The organism is Paraburkholderia sp. WS6 (assembly GCF_030464835.1).
Lineage (GTDB): Bacteria > Pseudomonadota > Gammaproteobacteria > Burkholderiales > Burkholderiaceae > Paraburkholderia > Paraburkholderia madseniana.
The window spans coordinates 355,242-375,823 of sequence record NZ_JALQCK010000001.1 but is presented as its reverse complement, the minus strand read 5'-3'; the positions used below and the strand labels follow the sequence as shown (position 1 = coordinate 375,823).

Here is a 20,582-nt window from a genome sequence, read left to right as displayed (position 1 = left end):
CACTTCATTTCGTATTCGCACGTCGATGCGTTTAGTGCGACGCCGTATTGAGTTCGTTTAGACGCTGCGTATCCGGCACCGGCCACAACGGCGGATCGGCCAGCGGCGGCGCTGCCTTGACCATTCCCGGCGCGTTGTCGAACACCTCGGCGAGCCAGTCGACAAAGGCTCGCACGCGCGGCGAAATCTGCCGGCTTTTCACATACGTCACTGAGACCGCGACCGGCGTCGGCTTGCATTTCGGCAGGACCTCGATCAACTGTCCGGATGCAAGGTACGGCGCAGCGGCGGCTCGTCCAGGCTGAATCAGTCCCAGGCCTTCGAGCCCGCACGCGAGATACGTGTGTTCGTCGTTCACCTGAATGAAGCCGTCCACTTTGACCTTGCTTGTCCGCGCCGCCACGCTGAAGTCGAAGTCCACGCGCCGGCCGGTCTGCGTCGACAGCCAGTTCACTGAGACGTGGTCCGAGAGATCGTCCAGGTGACGCGGCTCGCCGTGCCGCGCGAGATATGCCGGGCTTGCGCAGGTGACGCGTTCGAGCAGCCCGAGGCGGCGCGCGAGCAGCCGGGAATCGGGCAACTCGCCCAGTTCGATGCTGCAATCGACGCTTTCGCCAACCAGATCGAGCGTGCGCTGACCCACGCCGAGCGCCAGTTCGACATGCGGATGCAGCGCACGGAACGACGCCAGAGCAGGTACCACGATCGACGCGGCGATCATGCCCGGCATCGCGATACGTAAGCGGCCGCGCAGATTCTCCGGGCGGTTGAACAGGCCCGATTCGACTTCTTCGATAGCGGCGAGAATCTGCGCGCAGCGTTCGTAATACGCGGCGCCTTCAGCGGTCAGCGTGACCTTGCGCGTCGTGCGCACCAGCAGTTGCACGCCAAGCAGGGACTCAAGCGCCTGCACGGTGGTCGTCGCGGTGGCGCGCGGAATCTCGAGCGACTCGGCGGCGCGCGTGAAGCTGCTGGCATCGACGATTCGCACGAAGATCCGCATGGCTTGTACTCGATCTATCACGATGCTTCTCCGGTAAGGCGCGGGTTGTGGCGGGTCAGCCCGGCTGCGAGCAGGGGCGCGAACGCGAACGTCGCGAACAGCCAGAGCGCGGTCTGTTGCGCCCCGGGTAGCGGGGCGAGGGTCGTGAGACCGGCGCCGTTCGCGACGAGACCCGCGAGCGCCGAGCCGAACGCCATCGCAAACAGTTGAATGGTGGTGATCGAAAGGGACGCGAGATTCTCTTCGCCCGGTTGCGCGGCGGTGAACACACGAGTAAGCAGATGCGGCCAGCCGATCCCGACACCCAGCCCCACGCTCGCGAGCGCCGCGCACAATGCGGCCGTGCCGGGCAAACCGTCGAACAAACCTGCTATCGGCATCAGCCATGCGAGCGCGGCGAGTCCGAGTGCCGCGACCACCGGACCCGCGCGGCTCAAGCGTTGCGCGGCAGTGGCGGAGCGGCCGGCGCTAAACATCGAGCCGACCGACCAGCCGGCTGCCATCAACGCGGTCAGATAACCGGCGGCGAGCGGCGAACGTCCGTGGATCGTCTGCAAGAAATACGGCACGAAGATCTCACTGGTCACGCCGATACCGAGCAGACTCATGCAGGCGTAGATGCGGCCGAGCCGCGTGCGAATCGAAAACGAACCGCTCGGCAACAAGCGCGTGTGGGCGTCGCTGCGTTCGAGTCTCGCAAGCAGCCATACGAAGCCAAGGCCGGCGATAACGCCGAGCGCGTTCCAGCGCATGTCGTCGGTTAATGCGGCGAGCGAAATCACGAGGACGGAGGCGCCAAGCAAGCTGACCTTGAGCAACGGGATCGGTTGAGCCGCTTCACCGTGGGCGCGTTTGTCATCGACCTCGCGATGCACGATCATGGCGAGCAGCAGCACGACCGGCAGCAATACCCAGAACGCCAGCCGCCAATCGCCGAGCTGCGCGAAGATGCCACCGACCGCCGGCCCGCATAACGTCGCCACGCCCCACATGCCCGACACCAAGCCCATCGCGCGCGGCCACAGGCGCTCTTCAAACACCACGCGAATCAGCGCGTAACTGAGCGCGAGCAGAATTCCGCCGCCGAAACCTTGCAGCGTGCGGCCGCCGAGCATCCATAGCATTGACGGTGCAGTCGCGCACACGACGGTGCCGAGCGCGAACACCGCCAGCGCGCTGAAGTACGCGGAGCGCGCGCCGAGCACTGCGAGCAGGCGCACCGACAACACCGAGCCGAGAATCGACGCGACCACAAACAGCGTCGTATTCCACGCATACAGTTCGAGCCCACCGATGTCGTGCACGACCGACGGCAGAATCGTCGTCGCCACATACACATTGGTGGCGTGCAGTGCGACACCGCCCGCGAGACCCAACGCCCGCCAGCCGTTACTGCCGCTGAGCAGATCACTCCATGCCGGCACATCCGATTGCAGATTTTTCATGTCATGGACAGCCGTGCGAGGCTGGCTTATTATGCAAGTATTGGCTTGGATAATAATGCGCTCCGATGAGATATGCAAATGAAAGCTTGGAAAATTCACCGGCCGTTACGCAAGCCGCGTCAGCGGCTGCGCCGGTGGATCGCGTCCTGAATCTGTTGAAGACGCAGGGGTCTTTATCGACGGCATCGATCGCGGGCGAACTCGGCATCACGGTCGAGGCCGCGCGGCAACAGATCCAGAAACTGCTGACAAGTGGCTTGATCGAAGGGCGCCAGGCATCGCAGGCGGGGCCAGGGCGGCCGAGTCAAAGTTGGGGTTTGACGGAAGCGGGCAACGCACGCTTTCCGGATACGCATCCGCAATTGACCGTGCAGTTGCTCGGCTCGATCCGTCAGCTATTCGGCGAAGAGGGACTCGACAAATTGATCGATCAGCGTGCAGTCGAAACGCGCGCGAACTATCTCGCGGCGCTCAAGCCGATCAAGGGCCTCAAGGCGCGCCTCACCAGGCTCGCGGAGATTCGCAGCGCCGAAGGCTATATGGCCGAGTTGCAGAAAGACGGGCGCGACTGGCTGCTGCTGGAGAACCACTGCCCGATCTGCGCGGCGGCGCGCACCTGCCAGGGTTTTTGCCGTGCGGAGCTGCAGTTGTTTGCGGAGATCGTCGGTGAGGAAGGATCGATTGAGCGCGAGGAGCATGTGCTCGCCGGCGCGCGACGGTGTGCCTATCGCGTGAAGCCCAAGAGCAAATAGCGCTGCATTACAGCGCATGTTTATGCGCTTCGAATTGTTTAGACGATCAATTGCTTACCGCGAATTTTTTGCGAATAAATTTCCGCTTTTTCCATGCGAGGATAAAACGCCAACAATGTTCACGTATGCGCGATAGCTAGCCGATCCGCATACTCGCGATAGCGCGCCGGACACGCCGGCCGTGCGCGCTTCGCACCTCGCAAGGAAAACCCGTCGTGAAACTCTTCTCTCGCCTTGGCGTGGCAGTTCTTGTCGTCCACAGTCTGCTTCCTCTCAACGCATCCGCGCAATCGCAACTCACCTACACCACGTCGTGGATCGGCAATAGCTTTGGTTTCGGCGATGGCAAGTGGATGCAGCAGGACATTCAGGCGATCAGCGTCGGCGCTGACGGCACCGTTTATACCAATGCCCCCTGGGATGAAAGCGGTAGCGAAATCGCCGCGTACCGTGCGGGCGACAAGATCGCCGTGGCCGGTTCGACGCATGGCTGGGGCGCCGCCGGCGGCGATGCGGTCGCGACGAACCACACCTACCTGTACGCGGCAATGTCGATCGGCAACGAGAACAATGGACTGGTCGGCGCGGACTATCCGCCGGCCAATCAGACATGGTTCGGCGTGACGCGCCGCACGCTTGCCAATCTGGCGGCCGGCGCGCCTTTCACGGGTGGCATCGGCAATAGTGCCAACGCGACGAAGAACAGTTTCCTGCTGCTTGACACGGTGACGACCGGTACCGATGCTGGCATTCGCGGCATGGCTGCCACCGATACCGAACTGTACGTCGCGGATACCATCAACAGCCGGATCCTCGTGTTCGACGCGGCATCGATGCAGCGTTTACGATCGTGGAGCGTGCCTTCGCCGGGGCGCATTGCAATCGACACGGATTCAACGCTGTGGGTGATGAGCGGTGTTTCATCCGGAAACCTAAGCATTCTTCACTACGCCGCCAACGGCACCGCGCTCTCCGGCACCTTGGCGTTGCCCGCCGGCGCAGTGCCAACCGACATCGCGATTACACCTTCCGGACAAATCCTTGTCGCCGACAACGGACCGTCGCAGCAGATCCTCGTCTACAACAAGGACGCCAGCGGCCAGCCGCAAGCTGCCGCGCCGATCGGCACGCGTAACGGCATCTTCCATCCGGTCAAGGGCGTGCCGGGCAACTGGCGCTTCAACGGCATCACGGGCATCGGACTTGATCCGGCGGGCAATCTGTACGTCGCGCAGAACGGCGAAGGGCCGCGGCCGCTCGGCTCGGCATCGGTCGGTCAAGGTGCGGTGCTCGAGAGCTACGTGTACAGCAAGCATGCACTCAACTGGCGCCTGTACGGGCTGACTTTCGTCGATAGCGCCGCGTTCGATCCGGCAACGCCGAATTCCGTCTACACGGGCTCGAAGCGTTTCACGCTCGACTACAACCAACCGGTCGGCCACGAATGGTCGTATGCGGGCTTCACGCTCGACCGCTTCGATTATCCCGACGACCCCGCCTTTCACGAGCCGCGCGGTGTGCGCGGTGAGCCGATGGTGCGGCGAATCAACGGCCTGCCGTTTCTCTATACGCTCGATCCGGGCGCGCACTATCTGAACGTCTATCGCTTCGATGCGGCGCACGCAGAAATGGCGATTCCGTCCGGCTTGCTGGCGCAAAATCCGCTGCCTGGCACATGGCCCGCAGCGCAGCCCACCTACGGCGAATGGTTATGGCGCGACAGCAATGGCAACGGCACCGTCGACGCCAGCGAGATCAGCAGCAATCCGTCGACGGGCAGCACGGTCGGCAACGGCTTCTGGTGGGTCGATACGCCAGGCAACGTGTGGCTCGCCACGCCGACGAGCGGCATTCGCGAGATGCCGCTGCAAGGTCTCGACTCAGCCGGCAATCCGATCTACACGTACGCGAGCTCGAAGATGTTCGCGATGCCGCAACCGTTCACGCGGATCGCGCGGATCGTCTACATCGTCGAGACCGACACGATGTACATATCGGGCTTTACCAGTGCGATCCCATGGGATTCGACCCACTGGAAAGAGGCTGGCCCGGTGCTCGCGCGCTATGACAACTGGAGTTCCGGCACACCGGCGCAGCAATACACGGTCTCCTTGCCATGGAACACGCAAACCAATCCGCAGACGACAACGGTCGGCGTCGCGGTGGCGGGCAATTACGTTTTCGTCGCCGAGTTGTACACCGCGAAGGTGGACGTGTACGACGCGCGCACAGGGCAAGCGGTCGGTTATATGACGCCGGGCGCGAGCGTCGGCAATACCAGCGGCTGGGTGGATGTTTATCTCGGCATCAGCGCGGTGCAGCGCGGCAATGGCGAATACGGCGTTCTGCTGGAAGACGACGCGCGCGCGAAAATCCTGATGTATCGGTGGACGCCTTGACGTGAATCGCGTGGATCGCGCTGAGTCCGAGCACGAATAGACGCCAGCGCACGATCGGTATATAACAACGTGAAAGGATGGCTTTGTTCACTGACGCATCAACCCGAGAGAAGTTTCATCATGACGCAAGACGTAACGCCTCAGCCGCCCACGGGCGAGCGGCCCGACCTGGAACACCTCGATGCAGCGCTGAGTCACGTGGACCAGCAGGTGTCGTCCGGCAGCATTGCTTCCGGTGCCGCAAAGGGCATTCTGTATAGCCTGATCGAAACGCTTGGCGCGTTCGTCGGCGATCCGGATCTGCCGGAGCATGCGCGTTCGGGTTACAACGGACTGCTGGAAGCCGCTCGCGAATTGCGGGCGAAACTGGACCGCTGAAGGCAAAGACGCGCCGTCTGCGGGCGGCGTGGTTCACCTCGGCTCGAGGGTCCCATGTGGCGCGGGCATTTGTTGGTTTGTTGTCGCGATTGACGACAGCATGCCGCCCGTTGCCATTTGTCTTTGCTTTGCCCTTGTGAATAGCCGTTGTATTTCGGCGGCCCGGTTCTCTGTGATAAAAAGGCGCATTGTTTCCAACATTGCGCCTTTTTTATGCTTTCTACGTCCGCTATCGCGTTGCTGGCCATCGGCATTATCGTCGTGTTGATTACGCCGGGTCCGACCAATACGCTGCTTGCGGCTGCCGGTTTGCGTCAGGGCGTGCGCCGTTCTTTGCCGCTGATCGCCGCCGAACTCGCCGGCTATCTTCTGTCGATTTCAGTGTGGGGACACTTTCTCGCGCAGGCAGCGCACGCGCTGCCGTGGTTGCCGTCGCTGCTACGCGTGGCGGCCGGCGTGTACATCGCATATCTCGCCGTCGATATGTGGCGCGCGGCGGTGGCTTTGCCCGATTCGACGCAGCGGGCGAGCGGCATGCGCACGCTATTCGTGGCGACGCTGCTCAACCCGAAAGGCTTGTTGTTCGCCGGTACGATTTTTCCCGTCGTCGCGTTCGCGCATGTGCCCGCGTATGCCGCGGCGATGCTGATGTTCGCCTGCCTGCTGGTGCCGATCGCGCTTGCGTGGATCGCGTTCGGCGCGGCGCTTGGCAGCGGCAAACTCACCTGGCTGAATCCGGTGAAGATGCAGCGCGGCGCGTCGATCGTGCTGGGCGTGTTTTCCTTGTCGCTTGCGTGGGCGGCGCTGCATTAATGACGCTTCTTGTGCAGCGCGCTTAAGCTTCCATCCCGCTGTCCACGCTCAACGCCTCGAGCCATTCCGGCGGCGCCGATGCGATTTCCAGTTGCGGCGTGCCGTGCCAGTCCGCACAGCGTTGCAGAGCACGGCGCAGATCACCGGCAAGCCTCGCACTCAGGCGCACGCCGGGTTCTATGTGCAGCGATTTCAGTTCGAACACGCCGTTGGTCCGATGCGCTTTCGCATCCACGCGACCGACCAGGCGCCCCCGGCTCAAAAGCGGCAACACAAAATAGCCGTATTTGCGCTTCGCGGCCGGCGTATAGCATTCGATCGCGTAGTCGAAATCGAAGAGCGCGGCGGCGCGCTTGCGGTCCCACACCACCGGATCGAACGGCGACAACACCGTGGTGACGGTTGAAGCGAGCTTGCCGTTCGCTGCGTCGTCGATCATCGGCGCGAATTCGTGATGGACGAAGGTGTCCTGCTTCCAGCCTTCCACTTGAACCGGGATCAGCTCACCGCGATCGGCGAGCGCACGCAGTTCGTCGCGATAGGGGCGGCGCGGCAGCCGGTAGTAATCGGCGACCCAATCGGCGCGCACGACGCCGAGCGCGCGGCAGGTTCGCCGCAACGCTTCCTCGGTGACGGTTTCCCGCGGCGGCAGGTCGCGCGCGTCGTCCCAATCCGGTAACACGCGTTCGGTCAGGTCGTAGACGCGATGAAAATTGCGCCGCTCGGCCACCATCAATTGCCCGATCGCGAACAGCACTTCGAGATGACGCTTCTCCGGCTTCCAGTCCCACCAGCCGTTGCCCGTGCCCGCCTCGCGGGCGAAGTCCGCTGAACGCACGGGACCTGTTGCACGGATATGCGCGAGCAGCTTGTCGATGTCCTTGCGGTGCTTCTTGTGCCACTCCGCCGCGTATTTCCAGCCCATGCCGCTCGGGTCGAGCATGCGATGGCGCAGCAGGCCGTAGTCTTCGGTCGGGACGAAACAAGCTTCATGCGACCAGTATTCGAACAGCTTGCCTTCGGCGAGATGCTCGTCGAGCCATTGCTGCGGATACGCGCCGAGCCGGCTGAACAGCACGAGATAGGGACTGCGCGCGACGACGTGAATCGTGTCGATCTGCAGTTGCGCCATGCGGCGAATCGCGTCGAGCACGTCGGCTTTGACGGCCTTGCGGCGCGGCGGCGTCAACAAACCTTGCGCGGCCAGATGCAGGGTGCGCGCGGCGGATAGTGGAAGAGTCTTCACGCGGGCGTCGGTCACGGGATTAGGAGCGGACGCGAGGTCCGGCCTGGATCAGCAGCCGCTACTTTAGCGCGAATACGGCAGACGAATCGGCGTGGAATGCAACCGGAGCATGCCAGCGCGGGAGGCACGGTGGGCACAATGGCAACGGCGCTGCAACTCCGCAATTGCGCAACGCTCCCGAACGGACCTTACCAGTCGCGCCTGTTGTGCTTGTCCCAGCCACGGTGGCGGCCATGGTCATGGCGCTCGCGGTACTCGCGGTAGTAGTCGCCGCGATACCCATAGCCATACGCGGGTTGCACAGGCACATAAACGACCGGTGGGGGTGCATAAACCACAGGCGGCGGGGCGTACATGAGGCCGGGTGTGTTGACGAACACGCCGACGTCCACCCGGGCCGAGGCAGAGGTCGCTGCGCAGGCGGCGGCAAAGCCGAAGGCGGCGAAAACGATCGCGCGTTGGATCATGCTTGTCTCCTGTGTCCCATGCAAGATTGCAGTTGAAAGAGTCAGCCATTCGCTGTCGAATGGCTGACAACAATCTTACGATACAGAAAGAAAAGCAGGTGCAACCAGTTGAAGACGTGTGTAACAGCAGGTTACCCGGGGGGCCGCTCAAGCCCCCAAAGCGACCGCTTCTCCCGCCGAAACGGCCAGCAGTTGATGGATCTGCGCGACTACCGCCGCACCTTCTCCGACCGCCGCCGCGACGCGTTTCGTCGACCCGGCGCGCGCGTCGCCGATCGCATACACGCCTTCGACAGTTGTAGCGAGGTCGCAGACGGAGGCGCCGTCCACGCCGGCGCCGGTCAGCACGAAGCCCTTGTCGTCCAGTTGCACGCCGCAGGTGCGCAGCCAGTCGGTATTCGGATCGGCACCGGTGAAAAGGAACAGATGGCGCGTATCGAGGCTTGCGGTGCCGTCCGGTAGCGGCTTCTTCAACACGACCGACGCCAACCCGATGTCGTCCGCCTCGAGCCGGCCGACCTCCGAATGCGGATGCACGAATACATTCGGCAGCGAGCGGATGCGGTCGATCAGATAGCGCGACATGGTGGCTTCAAAGCTGCCCCGGCGGATCAGCACGTGGACCTTGGCCGCGTGCGTCGCCAGATAGACGATCGCCTGGCCGGCCGAATTGCCGCCGCCTACCAGTACGATCTCCTGGCGTTTGCACAGCTTGGCCTCGACCGGCGACGCCCAGTAATACACGCCGCGCCCATCGAAACGATCGAGCCCTTCGAGCGCGGGGCGCCGATAGACCGCGCCGCTCGCGATCACGATGGTGCGGGCCGTGATCTTGCCGCCGCACTTGAGTTCCAGCCGGTACGGCGACTCCGCGCAATGCAGCGCCTTGACGTGGACCGGAATCGCCACGTGCGCGCCGAATTTCTGCGCCTGCACGAACGCGCGGCCCGCCAGCGCCTGGCCGGAGATACCGGTCGGAAAGCCGAGATAGTTTTCGATCCGCGAACTGGCACCTGCCTGGCCGCCTGGCGCACGGCTGTCGAGCACGATGACCGAGAGGCCTTCGGACGCCGCGTACACCGCAGTAGCGAGGCCGGCCGGGCCGGCGCCGACGATTGCGACGTCGTACACATGCGAATCGTCGAGATCGGGCAGCAAGCCGAGGCAGGTGGCGAGTTCCGGCATGCTCGGATGACGCAGCACCGAGCCGTCCGGGCAGATCACCAGCGGCATGTCTTCCTTTTGCGCGGCGAATTGCTCGATCAGACGCAGTGCGTCTTCGTCGCGCTCGTCGATGACCGAATGAGGATGGCCGTTACGCGACAGGAAGCCTTGCAGCATGACGAGCCGTGCGTCGCTGCTGTTGCCGATCAGAATTGGGCCACCCGCGCCCTTTTCGATCAGCGACACGCGCCGCAGGATCAGCGCCCGCATGATGCGCTCGCCCAGTTCGGCCTCGGCGACGATCAACGCGCGCAGCTTGTCCGGCGGAATCAGCAAAGCGTCGACCGGGGTGACGGCCATGCCGTTGACCAGCGCGGGCCGCCCGGACAGTTGACCGACTTCCGCGAGAAAATGCTTGGCGCCATGTTCCGCGATCACAACCTCGCGCCCGATGCCATCGCGCTGATAAACCTTCACGCGCCCGTCCAGCAGCACGAACATGCCTGGGCCGGTGTAGCCGGTCTCGAACAGCAGCTCACCGGCTTCCCAGTGGCCCACTTCGCCGAACCGGCGCAGACGATCGATTTCTGCGCACGTGAGTTCAGGGAACATCTGATGCATGCGCGTCGCAAGCGACGAAAACGGCGCGTCGGCGACGACGGCCTGTTGCCCTTCAACTTCTTGAGTCGACAGCATTGAACCGCTCCTTCTGTGTTCTTTCTGATTGATCGACACGGGGGGCGAAGCGGCGCGGGCGCGCGAGGGCGCCGATATGAATGCGCTGCTGCGCTACACGGCCTTCGGCGCGATATCGTCGACCGCCACGTCGGGCGGTGGCATGCCGGGCAGCGCGTCCACCGCCTTGCCCGAGTCGCGCCAGGCTTCCATGCCGCCGCGTAACGGCAACACGTCGGCGAAGCCGGCTTCGTTCATCTGTTTGGCCATCCATGCTGCGGATATTTCATTCGGGCACGAACAGTAGATCACCACCTTCTGATCGTGCGGGTACGTTGCGACGATCTCCTCGAGCTGGCGCTCGTCGGCGAATTGCGAGCCCGGAATCACGAACGGATCGAGCGCGCGCTTTTCCTGCGAGCGGATATCGAACACGACCGGTGTTTTGCCGGCCGCGACCAGCGCCGCCAGCTCGTCGACTTCGATCCGCTGCGTCGCGAGCGTGGAAATCAGCTGGCGCCGGCGAATCCAGCGATAGGCCGCATACAGCAGCAGCAACGCGACGGCCACCAGCGCGGCCGTGCGCCCGAGCCGCCCGGCCATGGCGAACAGCATATCGATCTGCCGGGCGAACAGCGCGCCGATGATCAAACCGGTACCGGACCACAAGGCGGCGCCGATGCTGTCGTAAGTGAGAAACGTGCGGTAGCGGGTGCCCATTGCGCCGGCCATTGGAATCGACACGATCGACAGGCCCGGCACGAACTTCGCGATCGCCAGCACACGCACGCCCCAGCGGCCGAAGAAACGTTCGGTCTTTTTTACACAGGTGTCGCGCGACAGCGAAAGACGGCAGATCGTTTTCAGCGTGTTGCCGCCGTACATACGGCCGGCGAGATACCAGGCGCTGTCGCCGATCAGCGTGGCGAAGATCGACAACACGAGGACCGGCATCAGTTGCGTGCCCACCGACCCGGGATGCATGGCCGCCATCGCCCCGAACAGCACGAGCGACGGCATCGCCGGCACCGGCAGCCCGAGTGAGGCGGCCAGCACGTTGACGAAGACGAGCGCTGGTCCATATTGCTCGACGAGATCATGTAGCATCGGCTTACATCCGCAGCCCTTTCGGGCGCGGCGCAGGTAGGGAAAGCAACGGGGTATGTAAGGATTATGGACGCATTTTCAAGACGTGCAAATGTCGGAAATGCGGCCAGTTATTAGCGTGTTAAAAGCGCGACTGTGGCTTGCCCGCAGGTTAAAGGCGCGGAATAGAAGCGCGAATGGAGCAAAGCGAACGGATTGAAGCTTTCGCGGCAAGCGAATGATGAATAACGGCCTACGGATGCCCGTAGGCCGTTATTCGGTACGCAAACCAAAGGCGGCGGTGCAGAAACGGCGCACGGCATTCGCGCGTAAGCGCAATACCGTGCGTGGCAGCTTTATTGACGATGATTGTGCTGTTCGCCCGGCAATTCAGCGCCATGCGCGCGAATGGCCGCAATCAGTTCGGCCGGCGTGATTTCGTAGCGCACTTCGCGGTGAATGCCTGGCTTGCGCTCATCGACCTCGATCAGAAGAATGCCTTTGCCGTCTTCTGTCGATTCGAGGCGCAGCGAGCGGAGTTCGCGCGCCGTTGCGTCGTCGTATTCGGTGAGCAGGGCCATTGACCCGGAGGACCCGGTAGTGCGCATCGAGGTTGTCCTTGTTCCGTTGTTGATCGAACCATTGTACGGGCAGGTTGGCGCGCCGTCTGTCGCACGGCGCTCACACGTGGGGAATCCGCCCGCCACCTATCTGCTTGCCGGGACCTCGCGCTGCGCCGCATTGACCAATGGCTGGCGAGGCCCGCCGGGCAATGCGAGCCGTGACGCCCGACTGTGACAACCAGTTTAACGCGACTCTCCGCCCCGACGGCTGCATTTTTCGTGCCCCGTGACGGTGCAGCCGTTCTCTCCCCGGCTGTCACGGTGCTGACGCGCGCGTCGGTTAGGGCGGGGCGTGACGAGAGAAACAGGCGGCGAAAAAATAGCCCGTCCTTTGGGAGGGCGGGCTGCTAAACGCCGTTGTTACTCGGGTCAGCCTGCCCTTGCAACTAATTGGGCGCTGACGGTTGCATCCTGATGCGTCAATTCCGGGCTGTCGAGGTGGGAGTAACGCCGATCTATCAGATTAATGTCAATTCTTCCGGCTCGACTTCGTGCGCGAACTCATGCGCGTGCGTTCCGAGTAGCCCTGGAAATCAGTGCCGGATGCTTCGCGTGCTGTTATCAAAAGCGCTACACTGCGCCCGTAAAGGGCTGCAGACGTGTTTCGTGCTCCTCCGAGCCGCAGCGGTCTGCGCGCGCGAACCACGCTAACTTTGCCAGCCGATGCAAAAGATCCTCGACCGCACGCAGGAATCACTGGCGCACGCATTCGCGTCGCTGGCCCATAGCGCGAAGCGCCAACAACGGTTGTACCTCGCGACGATCGCTTCGCTGATGCTGATCGTGGTGGGCTTTGCGCTGCTGCTGGCCGTCCTTGCCGCGGACAAGCAACTCGAATACCGGCGAACGTTCGCGTCCCAGAGCGCCGCCGACCTCTCGCGGCTCCTGCATCGGCAGGAATCGTTCATGCGGCGTGCTGAGTTTACGCTCGACTACTATCGCGACACCGACAACGTACTGCGCGTGCCGGCAAGCGTCGAGGATGCGGTGCGCGTGAGCGGCGTCGCTCGCGGTACGGTGCCAAGGGTCGATGCGCAATTCGACCTGCTGGTCGGCGACGCCGCGCGCGCGGCATGGGGGCCGCAATTCGGCGCGAACCTATGGCGCATCTACGAAGCGGCACAGTCGACGCTAGTGACCCAGCAGGCGTTCGAGCTACCGCAACGGGCGATCCTGCTTGGGCTGACCGAAGACTACGCCGCGATTCTGCCTTCGCTCGCTCAACCGGTCGCCAACTCGGGCGCCGATCGCAGCGTGACTGCTGCGCCGACTTTGCAGCCGGCGATCGTGAGCACATTGCGGGAGGCCTTCGAACAGGAACTGCAGGCGCAAACCGGCACGCGTATGCCCGGCAAAGGCAAGCGGATCTGGCTCGGTCCCTATCGCGATCCACTGCAAGGCGTGCCGGTAATCTCCACGGTGAGCGCCTACTATGCCGGCGATACACCGACCACGCTGATCGCGATGAGCATTCCGCTTGACGGGCTATTGGCGCATGTCGCGCGGCCCGACCGCGAGGGGACGCAGTTGCTGATGACGGCGGATCGCCATGTGATCGTGTCGTCACCGCCCGTCGACGTGCAGACTGCAGCCATGCTGCAAGACGCCGTCGCTCATATGCCATCCGATGCATACCGTTACACCCGCGATGGCGTGATTCTGAGCGAGCCTTTGATGCCAGGCTTTGGCTCGCTGGTTAGCTACCTGTCGTGGCGTGAGCTGATTGCCGCGCTCGGTTGGCAACTGGCCGCGCTCGCCGGCCTCGCGCTGCTGGTCCTGGCGGGGATCGCGCTGGCGGCGCGGTTCTGGGGGCTGCGCCTGATGCGCAGCACCTTCGCGGAAACGTCGCGTGCGCTGGAAAGCGAAACCATCAATCACGTGCTGGTTAGCGCGACGCCGGTTGGTTTGTGCATCGTCCGGCAGAGCGATTATTCGATCATCATCGCCAATGCATTGGCCGACGAGTTGCTGCATATGGAAGCCGGGCGCAGTCGCCTGCCGCTGCATATCGTCGACGAAATTCGTGCACAAGCGCCGGATGGTCCTTCGATCACTGCATTCGCGAGGATCGCCGCTTTTGTCGCGCCTGCGCAGCCGGAAGCGCATCCGCAGTCACAGCCGCCATCACGGCCGGCGCCCGAAGAAAGCGCCTCGCCGCAAGCGCAGTTTTTGCAATTTACCTACGCGCCGGCACGTTACGCCGACGAGGACGTGCTGTTCTGCGCGATCCTTGATGTCACCGCGCAACATGCGCTCGAACAGCAGTTGCGCCTCGCGCAGCAGACCGCCGAAATCACGATGCGGGCCCGCTCGAATTTCTTCGCGTCGATGAGCCACGAAATTCGTACGCCGCTGAACGCGCTGCTTGGCAACCTCGAATTGTTCGCCCGTACACCAGGGCTCGAAGCGCACGCGCAGCGACTCACGGCGTTGAATGTTGCGGCCGATGCGCTGCGCCGTATCGTCAATGACATCCTCGATTTTTCGAAGATCGATGCCGGCGAGATGAAGCTCGTGAGCGAGTCGTTCCGCCCGCTCGACGATTTCGAGAACATTGCGCTCTCCTACGCGCCCATGACGGCGGATCGCGCTATTCGCTTCTATGCGCATCTGTCGCCGACGCTCGATCAGGTGCTGCGTGGTGACCGCACGCGCATCGCGCAGATCGTCAACAACCTGCTGAGCAACGCGTTCAAATTCACCTCATGCGGCAAGATCACGCTGAGTGCCGAAGTGAAAGACGATCTGCAAGGACGTCCGATTCTGATCTGCCGGGTCTGCGATTCGGGGATCGGCATGGATCAGGCTCTGGTTGCGCGCATCTTCAGTCCGTTCGTGCAGGGCGAAGCGAGCACGTCGAGCCGCTATGGCGGCACCGGCCTCGGCTTGTCGATCTGCGCGCGGCTGTGCGAGTTGATGGGCGGCGATATTTCGGTCGAGAGCGTGCTGGGTGTCGGCAGCGCGTTCAGTGTTTCGATTCCGCTCGCTCTGCCCTCGGACGAGTTGCGCGAGCCGGTTGTCGAACCGGCTCGCCGCGGCAGTGTGCTGGTGGTGTCGCAGGAACGCGAGTCGGGGCAGATCATCGATAGCGGCTTGCATCTGGTGGGGTGGTCTGTTCATACCGTCGTATCGATGCGCAGCGCAGAAGCGTGGTTGCGCGTGAACCGGCCGGAGGCGATGGTGGTCACCGGCGAGTACGATCTCGACGCGATTGCAGCGTTGCGTGCGGTGCATCCGGCCGGCGTAGTGTGGATCACGCGCACCGGACCGCATCGTCCCGCTCCGTGTGGCGACGGCGTGCTCGAAGTGACGGAGTTCAGCCGCAAGGCGATTCTGGCCGCGGTCGATCTCGCGGCCACCGGTGCCGCCGATGCCGCAGAGGCGCTGCCGCCGACCTCCGCCGCATTGCCGCCTCCCGAAGCCAATCCGGCCTTGCAAGGCTTGACGGTGCTGGTCGCCGAAGACAATCCGCTGATCCAAACCTTGATCGTCGAGCAACTCGACGCGCTGGGCTGCCTGCCGACGATTGCCGGCGACGGGCGGCAAGCGCTGGCAGCATTCGAACAAGGGCATTTCGAAGTGGTGCTGACCGATATCCACATGCCCGTCATGGATGGCTATGCGTTGCTGGCGGCATTGCGTAAAGCGCATGCGGACTTACCGGTGCTGGCTTTTAGCGCAGTCACCGACAACCAGCAGCAGGAAGGCTGGCGCGAGCGAGGCTTTACCGGGTATGTCGCGAAGCCGGCGTCGCTGGGTGAGTTGGAGGCGGCGCTGCTCGCGTTGACGTCCGCGGAGCCGGTATCGGCGACCGCAGCGACACTGGCACCGGCATCAGCAACAGCAACAGCCGAGCAGACAGCTGCGGCGACTCCAGCGGCAGCCGGAGCAACCGCCGACCCCGTGAACACGCTCAGCGCGGACGACAAGTCGCGTTACACGGCCATGCTCAAGGAGCATCTTCAAAACGATCTGCCGAGGCTGCTGGCTATTGTCGAACAGGAGGACCGGGAAGCATTGGGTGGCTGGGCGCATAGCGCGGCCGGCGGGTTCCTGGTTGTGCAGGAGCAGCGATTCGCGCAGCAATGCCGTGAACTGCAACGGCTCTGCGAGAACGGCGAACCGTGGACGACCGAACTGGACGAACGCGCGATCTCGCTGCACGAGGCGATATGCGATCACTTCGGGCTGGATGAAGAGTCGACGCATTGATTGGCGTTTCTGCCGGCCGGATCGTCATTGCCGTCGCCATCGGCGTTTCAGTCCTGGCCGGTCAATCCGGGCGTTTCGCGATGAAGTCGATCTCGACCAGCGCGTCGCGTGCGAGCGCAGTGACACCGATGCAGGTTCTCGCCGGCAGTTTGTCCGCGGGAAAGTAGGCGCGGTAGGTCTCGTTCATCGGCGCATAGTCGCGCTTGAACTCGGTCAGGAAAATGCGCACGGCGACCACATGTTGCAGCGTCAGACCGACGCCTTGCAGCACGAGTATGAGGTTGTCCATCACGCGTTGAGTCTGCGCGACGACGCCGTCCGGCAGCGGCGCGCTGTCGTCGGTGGGCGAGGTCGGCATCTGACCGGTCAGGAACACCCAGCCGTCGGCTTCGGTGGCATGGGAGAAGGGTCCGACGGGCGTCGGGGCGGACGGAATCATCCAGAAGGCGGGGCTTGAACTCATGGGGGCAGTTGGCGTCCAGTGTCGGTCGGGCTAAGTTAACCGAACAAAATTTTTGACGTCGGCAGTTTGTCGGTATTGCCGCTTGTGTTACCCGCTAGCCAGTACTCAAGTACACAATTGTTCGAGCGTGCGGAATGCCGTGCGCCGTTCGGAATCACGCCGCACCGTGCGGCGTGATCTCCGCGCCATCTGCCGCGCCGTTAAACCAACCCAGTCATGTAATACACCGCGATCACAAAGAAAACCGCCAGCGTCTTGATCACCGTCACCGCAAAGATATCGCGGTACGACTGGCGGTGCGTCAAACCCGTCACCGCCAGCAGCGTGATCACCGCGCCGTTATGCGGCAGCGTGTCCATGCCGCCGCTCGCCATCGCAACAACCCGGTGCAACACTTCCATCGGAATATGCGCGGCTTCCGCACCCTTGATGAACGTGTCGGACATGGCCGCGAGCGCGATGCTCATCCCACCCGATGCCGAACCGGTGATGCCCGCCAGCGAACTCACGGAAACCGCGGCATTGACGAGCGGGTTCGGAATGCTCTTCAGCGCATCGCCGACCACCAGGAAACCCGGCAAAGCCGCAATCACGCCGCCGAAGCCATACTCCGACGCCGTATTCAACGAGGCCAGCAATGCGCCCGCCACCGCCGCCTTGGTGCCGACCGCGAAGCGTTCGCGCACACGGCCGAACGCAGTCAACACGACCATCATGATGCCGAGCAGCAGCGCGCCTTCAACGGACCAGATCGCGACGACGCTTTTGATCGCCGTCGTGACCGGTGCATGGATGCCCGGCAGGATGTCCGGCGCGATGGTGTACGACGCGCCGTACCAGTTCGGAATCGAGCGGGTCAGCAGGAAGTTCGCCACGCCGACCAGCACCAGCGGCGCGACCGCGAGCAACGGATGCGGCAGTTGCTTCGATTCGACGCGCTCCGGTTCGTTGACGAGTTCCGTGCCGTAGCCTTCGCCGGTCGCCATCGCCGCGCGGCGGCGCCATTCCAGATACGTGAGGCCAACCACGATGATGAACAGCGAGCCGGTTACACCGAGCGCGGGCGCGGCCCAGGACGTCGTCTTGAAGAAGGTGGTCGGGATGATGTTCTGGATCTGCGGCGTGCCCGGCAGCGAATCCATGGTGAACGAGAACGCGCCGAGCGCGATCGCGCCAGGCATCAGGCGTTTCGGAATATTGCTCTGGCGGTACAGCTCGGCGGCGAACGGATACACCGCGAACACCACCACGAACAGCGATACACCGCCATAGGTGAGCAGCGCGCACACCGCGACGATCACCGCATTGGCGCGTGAGCGGCCGATATAGCGGATGGCCGCGGCCACGATCGACTCAGAAAAGCCGGACAGTTCGATTACCTTACCGAACACCGCACCCAGCAGAAACACGGGGAAGTAAAGCTTCACGAAGCCGACCATCTTCTCCATGAAAATCCCGGAGAACACCGGCGCGACCGCGCCCGGATCGGTCAGCAGCACCGCGCCGAGGGCGGCGATCGGCGCAAACAGAATGACGCTGTAGCCGCGATACGCGGCAAACATCAGAAACGCCAGCGCGGCGAGGACGATAACAAAGGACATTGAGTCTCCAAAGCTTGGTTGTTCTACGTGTACGCCGTCCCGATGACTGCGACGGCCCGGCGCCCGCAAATGCAGATTCCATGCCACGCACGCCGCAGCGGCCTGTCCGTTGATTTCACAGGCCGAAGTTCGAAACGCGATGCGGCCGATTGTACCCAAACGTCTCAAAATCGGGACGCAGATCAGCTGAACATAGGCTGAATTGAGGAAAAACCTTTATGTAGTAAGCTTGCTGGCGATCTCATCAATGAGATAAGCTTGTCTACGAAATGAGATATGCATAAATAGAACGATAGCCGGAGACAGCGACACCATGATGAACGACTGGGCAGGCCTTCCTGCCACCTACGGCGACGTACTCCGCCGGGCGATGGATTCGCTCTTCCGCACGTTCGAAAACTTTAGCGAAGGCACGTTCATCGTCGACGCCGAGGCGCGCGTCGTCTGGATCAACAAGCGCTACGCGGCGCGCTTCGGGTTTTCGGACCCGGAGCAAGCGATTGGCCGGGATTGCGAGGAGGTGATTCCCAACAGCCTGATGCGCGAGGTCGTGAAAACCGGCAAACCGATTCTGCTCGACATCCTCGAAACGGGCCGCGAGCCGCTTGTCGTGACGCGGCTGCCGTTGAAAGACGATGCGGGTGAAACGGTCGGCGCGGTAGGTTTCGCGTTGTTCGACGAACTGAAGGCGCTCACGCCGCTTTTTTCCCATTACTCGCGCGTGCAGGAAGAGTTGATCGCGACGCGTCAGTCGCTCGCGCAGGCAAGACGGGCGAAGTACACGTTCGGCAGTTTTGTCGGCACGAGCGCGGCCAGTCTCGAAGTGAAGCGCCAGGCGCGCCGCGCCGCGCAACTCGAATCGCCGGTGCTGTTGCTCGGCGAAACCGGCACGGGCAAGGAACTGCTGGCGCATGCGATTCACGGCGGATCGGCGCGAGCGAATTGGCCGCTCGTGACCGTCAACGTGGCGGCGATTCCTGACACCTTGCTCGAAGTCGAATTCTTCGGCGCCGCGCCCGGCGCCTATACCGGCGCCGACCGGAAAGGACGGGTCGGCAAGTTCGAACTTGCGAACGGCGGCACGCTGTTTCTCGACGAAATCGGCGACATGCCGCTGCCCTTGCAGGGCAAGCTGTTGCGCGTGCTGCAGGACAGGGAGTTCGAGCCGCTTGGCTCGAACCGGATCGTGCGCGCGGACGTGCGGATCATCGCCGCGACCTCGGCCGATTTGCCGGCGCTGGTCGCGGCGGGACGTTTCCGCGCGGACCTGTTCTATCGACTGAACGTGTTGACGATCCAGGCGCCGGCGCTGCGCGAGCGTTCGTCCGATATCGAAGCGCTTGCCTACGCCATGCTCGAGGACCTGTCGACGCAAGCGCGCGGCGCCAGTCACTTCGAATTGCAGGACGATGCTTTGCGGCTGCTGTGTTCGTATGGGTGGCCCGGCAATGTGCGCGAGCTGCGCAACACGCTGGAGCGGGCGGTGATGCTTTCGGACAGCGAGCGAATCGATGCGCGTGCGCTGGCGCCGTTCATCGGCCCGGCGCAAGGCGGACATCGTCTTCTTGTATCCACGGGCTCTGAAGCGCACGCTTCAGATGCCACCTCGGAGGCGCCTGAAGTGACGTCGTGGAGCGATGCTATGGCCACGTTCGAGAAGCGCTTCCTCGGCGACGCCTTGCGCGCCAACGGCGGTCGCGTGATTGAGACGGCCATGCAGATCGGCATGGGCCGCGCGACGCTCTACAAGAAGATCGCGGCATACGGCATTGAGGTGTGACGAAGTCCCGCGACATCGCGTGACGCAGTGCAATTGCCGCGTGGCACAATCGCGTGATCGAAAAACAAGACGTGATCGGGGTTTCAAATGAAACGCAGTCTCTTCTTTGTCGCGCGCGGTGCTTGTGCCGCACTGGCGCTTCCCGCAATCGCCATGCTGAGCGGTTGCAGCAGCAGCGCACCACTGTTTCTGTCGGACGGCCGCCTAACTACGCTGGTCCAATGTCCGGCCGGCTCGGACTCCTGCTCGCAGCAGGCAAACGCGGCGTGCGGCGGTGCTTTCGACGTCGTGCGCCAGTCCAGCGACAACGGCACGCTCAGTCTGATTTACGCCTGCCGGGCGAAATGACACCACGCCGGCCGATGGCTGGCGTGATGCGTGCCACTAACACTTTCCTTCCTTGATCCCACCGCTCGGCCATGACGGGGGGCTGTCTCCCCTTCTTCGCAGATCTCGCTTAACCGGGTCAAACCGG

General features: G+C 63.2%; 16 protein-coding genes. 7 read left to right on the top strand and 9 right to left on the bottom strand.

Features of this window, described 5'->3' with window-relative positions; all coding sequences use genetic code 11:
- Positions 1-31: 31 nt before the first annotated feature.
- A complete protein-coding gene (locus M0D64_RS01575) occupies positions 32-1,024 on the bottom strand; it encodes a LysR family transcriptional regulator (RefSeq protein WP_266256369.1) in 993 nt (330 codons plus the stop codon).
- Positions 1,021-2,448 carry an MFS transporter gene (locus M0D64_RS01570; protein WP_266240969.1) on the bottom strand — a complete coding sequence of 476 codons (1,428 nt, stop codon included), beginning with the start codon at positions 2,446-2,448 and terminating at the stop codon, positions 1,021-1,023. The genes M0D64_RS01575 and M0D64_RS01570 overlap by 4 nt, the downstream gene beginning before the upstream one ends.
- Before the next feature lie 86 nt (positions 2,449-2,534).
- Here M0D64_RS01570 and M0D64_RS01565 point away from each other — a divergent pair, with 86 nt between their 5' ends.
- The 4 genes from M0D64_RS01565 to M0D64_RS01550 all read left to right on the top strand — a co-directional run bounded on the left by M0D64_RS01565 (position 2,535) and on the right by M0D64_RS01550 (position 6,790).
- Positions 2,535-3,200 (top strand): metalloregulator ArsR/SmtB family transcription factor, encoded by a 666-nt coding sequence (locus M0D64_RS01565; RefSeq protein WP_266256368.1) that lies wholly within the window; start codon positions 2,535-2,537, stop codon positions 3,198-3,200.
- Positions 3,201-3,415: 215 nt separating this feature from the next.
- Positions 3,416-5,599: a hypothetical protein gene (locus M0D64_RS01560; protein WP_266240971.1), complete on the top strand. Its 2,184-nt coding sequence runs from the start codon at positions 3,416-3,418 to the stop codon at positions 5,597-5,599.
- Positions 5,600-5,719: 120 nt separating this feature from the next.
- Complete coding sequence (locus tag M0D64_RS01555) at positions 5,720-5,977, top strand: hypothetical protein (protein WP_154565029.1); 258 nt, start codon at positions 5,720-5,722, stop codon at positions 5,975-5,977.
- Positions 5,978-6,190: 213 nt separating this feature from the next.
- Positions 6,191-6,790 carry a LysE family translocator gene (locus tag M0D64_RS01550; RefSeq protein ID WP_266256367.1) on the top strand — a complete coding sequence of 200 codons (600 nt, stop codon included), beginning with the start codon at positions 6,191-6,193 and terminating at the stop codon, positions 6,788-6,790.
- A gap of 22 nt (positions 6,791-6,812) precedes the next feature.
- Here the strand turns inward: M0D64_RS01550 and M0D64_RS01545 are convergent, their stop codons facing one another.
- The 5 genes from M0D64_RS01545 to M0D64_RS01525 form a co-directional block, all read right to left on the bottom strand.
- Complete coding sequence (locus M0D64_RS01545; protein WP_266256366.1) at positions 6,813-8,036, bottom strand: winged helix-turn-helix domain-containing protein; 1,224 nt, start codon at positions 8,034-8,036, stop codon at positions 6,813-6,815.
- Positions 8,037-8,224: 188 nt separating this feature from the next.
- Positions 8,225-8,503, bottom strand: coding sequence for a hypothetical protein (locus M0D64_RS01540; RefSeq protein ID WP_154565025.1), 279 nt, complete (start codon positions 8,501-8,503; stop codon positions 8,225-8,227).
- 147 nt (positions 8,504-8,650) lie between these two features.
- Positions 8,651-10,363: an FAD-dependent oxidoreductase gene (locus M0D64_RS01535; protein ID WP_266256365.1), complete on the bottom strand. Its 1,713-nt coding sequence runs from the start codon at positions 10,361-10,363 to the stop codon at positions 8,651-8,653.
- Between the two features lie 93 nt (positions 10,364-10,456).
- Complete coding sequence (locus M0D64_RS01530; protein ID WP_154565021.1) at positions 10,457-11,449, bottom strand: DedA family protein/thiosulfate sulfurtransferase GlpE; 993 nt, start codon at positions 11,447-11,449, stop codon at positions 10,457-10,459.
- Positions 11,450-11,784: 335 nt separating this feature from the next.
- A complete protein-coding gene (locus tag M0D64_RS01525; RefSeq protein WP_007178686.1) occupies positions 11,785-12,036 on the bottom strand; it encodes a hypothetical protein in 252 nt (83 codons plus the stop codon).
- Positions 12,037-12,714: 678 nt separating this feature from the next.
- On the opposite strand from M0D64_RS01525, the gene M0D64_RS01520 reads away from it, so the two are divergent.
- A complete protein-coding gene (locus M0D64_RS01520; RefSeq protein ID WP_266256364.1) occupies positions 12,715-16,263 on the top strand; it encodes an ATP-binding protein in 3,549 nt (1,182 codons plus the stop codon).
- 61 nt (positions 16,264-16,324) lie between these two features.
- Here M0D64_RS01520 and M0D64_RS01515 read toward each other — a convergent pair whose 3' ends face one another.
- Positions 16,325-16,726: a RidA family protein gene (locus M0D64_RS01515; protein ID WP_266256363.1), complete on the bottom strand. Its 402-nt coding sequence runs from the start codon at positions 16,724-16,726 to the stop codon at positions 16,325-16,327.
- A 200-nt stretch (positions 16,727-16,926) separates the two neighbouring features.
- Complete coding sequence (locus M0D64_RS01510) at positions 16,927-18,327, bottom strand: GntP family permease (protein WP_154565017.1); 1,401 nt, start codon at positions 18,325-18,327, stop codon at positions 16,927-16,929.
- Between the two features lie 313 nt (positions 18,328-18,640).
- Here M0D64_RS01510 and M0D64_RS01505 point away from each other — a divergent pair, with 313 nt between their 5' ends.
- Both M0D64_RS01505 and M0D64_RS01500 read left to right on the top strand, forming a co-directional pair.
- On the top strand, positions 18,641-20,107 hold the full coding sequence (locus M0D64_RS01505; protein WP_266237761.1) for a sigma-54-dependent Fis family transcriptional regulator: 1,467 nt from the start codon (positions 18,641-18,643) through the stop codon (positions 20,105-20,107).
- A gap of 87 nt (positions 20,108-20,194) precedes the next feature.
- Entirely contained in the window at positions 20,195-20,455 is a 261-nt protein-coding gene (locus M0D64_RS01500; protein ID WP_266256362.1) for a hypothetical protein, read from the top strand.
- The last annotated feature ends 127 nt before the right edge of the window (positions 20,456-20,582 follow it).

Coding starts and splice junctions, on each gene's coding strand:
- M0D64_RS01570 (WP_266240969.1), bottom strand. CDS start 2,448: ATGAAAAATCTGCAATCGGATGTGCCGGCATGGAGTGATCTGCTCAGC.
- M0D64_RS01555 (WP_154565029.1), top strand. CDS start 5,720: ATGACGCAAGACGTAACGCCTCAGCCGCCCACGGGCGAGCGGCCCGAC.
- M0D64_RS01550 (WP_266256367.1), top strand. CDS start 6,191: ATGCTTTCTACGTCCGCTATCGCGTTGCTGGCCATCGGCATTATCGTC.
- M0D64_RS01540 (WP_154565025.1), bottom strand. CDS start 8,503: ATGATCCAACGCGCGATCGTTTTCGCCGCCTTCGGCTTTGCCGCCGCC.
- M0D64_RS01535 (WP_266256365.1), bottom strand. CDS start 10,363: ATGCTGTCGACTCAAGAAGTTGAAGGGCAACAGGCCGTCGTCGCCGAC.
- M0D64_RS01530 (WP_154565021.1), bottom strand. CDS start 11,449: ATGCTACATGATCTCGTCGAGCAATATGGACCAGCGCTCGTCTTCGTC.
- M0D64_RS01525 (WP_007178686.1), bottom strand. CDS start 12,036: ATGCGCACTACCGGGTCCTCCGGGTCAATGGCCCTGCTCACCGAATAC.
- M0D64_RS01520 (WP_266256364.1), top strand. CDS start 12,715: ATGCAAAAGATCCTCGACCGCACGCAGGAATCACTGGCGCACGCATTC.
- M0D64_RS01515 (WP_266256363.1), bottom strand. CDS start 16,726: ATGAGTTCAAGCCCCGCCTTCTGGATGATTCCGTCCGCCCCGACGCCC.
- M0D64_RS01510 (WP_154565017.1), bottom strand. CDS start 18,327: ATGTCCTTTGTTATCGTCCTCGCCGCGCTGGCGTTTCTGATGTTTGCC.
- M0D64_RS01505 (WP_266237761.1), top strand. CDS start 18,641: ATGATGAACGACTGGGCAGGCCTTCCTGCCACCTACGGCGACGTACTC.
- M0D64_RS01500 (WP_266256362.1), top strand. CDS start 20,195: ATGAAACGCAGTCTCTTCTTTGTCGCGCGCGGTGCTTGTGCCGCACTG.